This window comes from Acidithiobacillus sp. TH-A36, assembly GCF_057473445.1.
Genome location: NZ_JBYCKP010000116.1, coordinates 1 through 4,523 on the forward strand (window position 1 = coordinate 1; position 4,523 = coordinate 4,523).

The 4,523-nt window shown below is 48.0% G+C and carries 8 protein-coding genes; all 8 read right to left on the bottom strand.

Going from position 1 to position 4,523, the window contains the following annotated elements; all coding sequences use genetic code 11:
• Positions 1 to 329 (bottom strand): Panacea domain-containing protein (locus tag AC2VLY_RS03325; RefSeq protein WP_486891916.1); only part of this gene is annotated, 329 nt, incomplete at its 3' end.
• Between the two features lie 52 nt (positions 330 to 381).
• On the bottom strand, positions 382 to 657 hold the full coding sequence (locus AC2VLY_RS03330) for an integration host factor subunit alpha (RefSeq protein ID WP_193650507.1): 276 nt from the start codon (positions 655 to 657) through the stop codon (positions 382 to 384).
• Positions 654 to 1,340, bottom strand: a complete 687-nt coding sequence (locus tag AC2VLY_RS03335) for a hypothetical protein (RefSeq protein WP_193650506.1) — start codon at positions 1,338 to 1,340, stop codon at positions 654 to 656. The genes AC2VLY_RS03330 and AC2VLY_RS03335 overlap by 4 nt, the downstream gene beginning before the upstream one ends.
• Before the next feature lie 210 nt (positions 1,341 to 1,550).
• A complete protein-coding gene (locus tag AC2VLY_RS03340) occupies positions 1,551 to 2,588 on the bottom strand; it encodes a hypothetical protein (RefSeq protein WP_193650505.1) in 1,038 nt (345 codons plus the stop codon).
• 60 nt (positions 2,589 to 2,648) lie between these two features.
• Positions 2,649 to 3,131: a hypothetical protein gene (locus AC2VLY_RS03345; RefSeq protein WP_193650504.1), complete on the bottom strand. Its 483-nt coding sequence runs from the start codon at positions 3,129 to 3,131 to the stop codon at positions 2,649 to 2,651.
• Positions 3,132 to 3,144: 13 nt separating this feature from the next.
• Positions 3,145 to 3,621 (bottom strand): hypothetical protein, encoded by a 477-nt coding sequence (locus AC2VLY_RS03350; RefSeq protein ID WP_486891914.1) that lies wholly within the window; start codon positions 3,619 to 3,621, stop codon positions 3,145 to 3,147.
• A gap of 66 nt (positions 3,622 to 3,687) precedes the next feature.
• Entirely contained in the window at positions 3,688 to 4,212 is a 525-nt protein-coding gene (locus tag AC2VLY_RS03355; RefSeq protein WP_193650502.1) for a tetratricopeptide repeat protein, read from the bottom strand.
• A gap of 2 nt (positions 4,213 to 4,214) precedes the next feature.
• A partial coding sequence (locus tag AC2VLY_RS03360) for a tetratricopeptide repeat protein (protein WP_486891913.1) occupies positions 4,215 to 4,523 on the bottom strand: 309 nt, incomplete at its 5' end.

The window sequence follows — 4,523 nt, forward strand, 5'->3', positions numbered from 1 at the left end:
GCGATAAAGGAATCCCAGTATTCCCCGCCTTCGCGTTCTTCTGGAACGGAGTTAATCAGATTCAGGGTTGTGGACATTACGGGTCCATGCGGAAGTGAATAAAGGCTATCGCCTACCATCGGAGCGCCGTAGATCCTGTAAGATTCCCTTTCGGCAAGGTACATCAACTTCATCAGCTTCAGAATGCTGATGTTTGCTCCCCTGGCTTGGGCCTTCAGAAGAAAAAAGGCAGCGACTTCTGTAGCCTTTTTTTCATCAAAAGGGAACGAAAGCGGTTTGGATGATTCCCTGCTTTCCGAGATTGCCTGATTCTGATCGTGCTTACCCATGTAGTTATCCTATACGAAAAATCCGGTGGGTGCGATGCGAGATGCAATCCACTTAACACTTTCCCCGCAAGGTCTGCCCGGCCCGCCAGGTCACTACCCGCCTGGCGATAATCTCAGACGGTTCTCCCGTTTTTGGGTTCCTTCCCGGTCGGGAAGTTTTTTCACGAATGGAAAAATTGCCGAATCCGGAGAGTTTCACTTCCTCGCCGGATGCCAGTGTGGAGCGGATAGTATCGAAAAAGGCTTCCACCAGGCGTTTTGTGTCTCGAACCGTGAGCCCGGTAACGTATGCTACTTCTGTGGCTATTTCGAGTTTGGTAACGGTCATCCTTGGGCCTGCAATTTCTGGTTGGTATCCGCGAGTATTTTGGCGATGACTGCGCTCTGGCTCGATAGGTACACGTTGTCTGCTTTAGATGCAGATCCGTCGAAAGTGAACATCATGTGATCACTACCGGTTATCTGTTTCCTGACCGAGATCGGATAACCCTCTGAAAGAACGGTTTTGCCTGGTGATGAGGTGACGGTAACTACGTCATCCATGTGACCGATGACGTGATAGTATTTTGGCGAAAAGAAGCCATAAATGGGGATCACTCCCATGGCTAAACTATGTCCCAAATCGTAGTCGAGGAGGAACATATAGCGATGCCCCTTAGCAGGAACCATGTTGGTGTGAATGATGATGTCTGCGGGTGGTTCAGCTACCATTTTCGCCCCTTCTGCAGTGAGGGCTTCCGAGAGCAGCTTGTTATAATTTTTAATAGATTGCTTTGAATCCAACGTGGTGTTGCGACATGCTCTGGTAAGATATGTTAAACATTTGGGGTCATTAAACTTGTCGCCGGTTGTCGTCGTAACCAAAGCCACGGTTTTATCAGCCAGAGGCGAATTCTGGACGGCAGGCCCGGTGTAAGCAACCTTGGGCATAGGTACTGTTGTGGCGCATCCGGAAAGTAGGGCGACGGCAGCGGAGAATGCGGCGAGGCGAAGCGTTTTTGTGTGGTGCATTAAATCTTCCTTCTTTAATCAGATTTGTATGTATATTACCAAGTCCACTCTGGGTCGTCGTTGTCCACGGGCAATTCATCCAAGGGTTCCCAGTCAGTTTCCGAATCGTAACTATCGAACCATCCGGCACGAGGGATGCTGTCGTGCATCTTGCTTATTTCTGCAACTTGGAATTGATATTCACTAAACCTAGCATCCAGACCGGAGTGGCTACCACAAAACCGGCTGATTAACTTCATGCTCAATATGACAGTCTCCAGCGTGGCAAAGATAGGCTTCGCCCTTGGATTGGCGGGTAACGAAGGACCAATCACCATACTTCTCGGAAAGAATTTGGCATTGTGATTTCGCCCACTTAGCATTTTGGAACTCATGGCCAACAGGTTTCCATGTCACGGTCATGGCGTATTCCTTCTTGGGCGTGATGGGTTTCAGATCTTCAGTCCACAGAAACACTGGAAGCATGGCTTGTTTGTGAAGGACATCAGGGTTACGGATTTCACCTTGGAAAACCACCCCGTAAACCGAACTGGAAACGGAGTAAAATGCTTTTCCAGGTGCCCAGAAAGCATTTTTCCCAACCATGCGGGAGCCTTCCTGGTTCATTTCTTTGCCGGATGCGACCCTTTCGGCCCATAATATATCTTTAACCATAGCGACTTTAGCCGTTTGGTAATTCGGATAGGTCCGTACAGCAGAAAGTGCATGATGGAACTTCCAGTAGCGATAACCGGGGACATAATGTCCGCTTCCGCCCCCGCCAAGGCTACCCAATACTGACAGGGCACCCAGAACAATTCCTCCTGTACCAATGCCACCGAAATTGCCTGCATTGAGTAGCTGATCGCCATTCGCGATCTGTAATCCCCCCATCACCACTCCACCCAGATTGGAGTGATGTACCTTATCTGTTGCCATGAACTCGGCTTCGGGGCGCATATTCCCGTTAAGCGGGATTGGTATCTCCCTTAGGTGATATGCTGCATCTTCCACATAAAGGGTGGCAGGACCAGAAGTTTCAACGATTTCACCGGCGCGACATTTGCGTTCATTGTTCAGCGTGCTTAGTCCGGCAAGGGTGCATGGGCCACCTATATTTCCTATCTCTGGAGAATATAGGGCTTTTGCCAGATATGGATGATTTTCTGATTTGGCAACATGGTTGAAATGCGGCCCAGGCATACCGCATCCTGCAAGGCACAAAATGGATCCCGCGAGTATTGCCTGTTTTTTGTGAATTAACGGCATAAAAATTCCCTTGTCTGAAAGCCTTTAGAGGCTAATCCAAAAACTGCAAATTGGCACCTGCTAGTAATCCTTAAACAGTGTGTTTTCAATAGCGTGAACCTGCATTAGAAAAATTGTGTCATCTTCATCTGCTGGGTGTTTTTTTCTTGAGCGAACAGATGCCCTGCGAGCATTGGCATAGCGCATGAAAAATAATACTAATCCCATTGCAATAGCGACCATAAAAAAGATGGGAACACATATCCACTTTGCGAGTTTGCCACTCTCCACAAGTCCGCCGTCCGTCAGAACATCGGCCTGTGAGCATTGGTAAATAGGGAACATTTTTTTCTTAGAAAACAGTCTGTAAACAATAGCTGTAGGTAATAATATAGGGGCAGCTACCAACAAGGTTAGGAACGTGCCACCATAGCCAAAGAAATTTTCCGGTGATCTTTCTTTGTGCAGAGGGTGCATCCTTACACGGCGGGTGAGAAACCATGCGTAAAAAAGTCCTGAAATTAAAACAATACAGACAAGACTAGACAATATATTCTGGATCATAAAATAAACCTCATTAAGAATTTCTAAGCATTCCATTGCCCCAAAAAATAAAGAAAAGCCCAAGAATAGTGAGGGGGAAATCGAGGATAAGATTGTTCTGCGCCTGAATTTCTGCGTTTTCCATTTTCGCAACGGCGATTTTTAAGAAAAAGGGAGAGGACAAGAGTATCCCTACAAGACCGTTTTCGACGCCGCCGCCCTGAGATTCCTTCGCTCGAAGATCCGCCAATTTCTGAGGCGTGTAAGAGGCTATCTGCTTTAATCCCGCCCTTTCGGTCTGCCATACATTGATATTCGTATAAGTGTTATATCCACCCCAGCCAGCCATTCCCAACCCCGCCAACAGAAATATAATCCCCCAAACAATCAGATATGCAGATCTCGGCCCAGCGTTGCTGCGGACGGATCTCTTGGGCTCAGGCAATTTGCGGAAGGCCCATTCATTTCTTTCAGGAAGATTTTTGTTCTTCTTGAAGTTCGGGAATTTCACGCCGATCCCTCCTTATCCATCCTGGATTCGTGTCCTTTGTAACTGTTACGCTTATTAGGGGTTCCATTAACCACGTTCAGCGAGATGGATCTCATATTGTGCCAACGCCCCTTCAGTACCACCTTGTGCAGCCGCTTCCTTCCACCATTTTATTGCGGTCATTGTATTCTGCGGCACACCATACCCAGAGGAGTAATCAACCCCCAAGTTAGCCTCCGCATCAGCATTACCCTGTGCCGCTGATTTTTTGAACCAGTAGTTCGCCTTCTCGTAATTTTGTGGCACGCCTTGGCCTTCAAAGTAGGCAAGCCCTAGACTCTCTTCCGCCCAGGCATTACCCTGTGCTGCTGACTTTTTGAACCAGTAGTCTGCCTTCGCGCTGTCTGATGCACTCCAATAGACGCCCAACCATCTTTGCGCCACAGCATCCCCTGATTTTGCCGCAGATTCCAATTTGGCTAAGTCCGTAGTGTTTCCCTTGTGTGTTGCGGCCATCATTAGGTCTTTTGCCTGAATATTTGTCATCGCATAGGCGCTGCCCACAGAAAACAGCCCCATGAGCGCCAACGGAATGACAATACGAGTCCTCATTTTCAATTTCCTTTTTCTATACGCCGAATTTCAGAACCATCACAGAACCCTTGAGTTTCAGCTTTTTTATACCAGTACAGTGCTTGTGTGCTACTCTGCCGGACTCCACGGCCATGGTAATATGCCTTTCCCAGATCATATTCCGCCATGGCAACCCCCTGCATCGCAGCTTTGCGATACCAGTAAGAAGATTTCTTTTCGTTCTGCTGTAGGCCACCGAATCTTTCATAGCAAGATCCCAACATAAGTTCCGCATTGGCATATCCGCTTTTCGCTGCTTTTCGGTACCAGTGACAGCCGGTGGCTGTGTT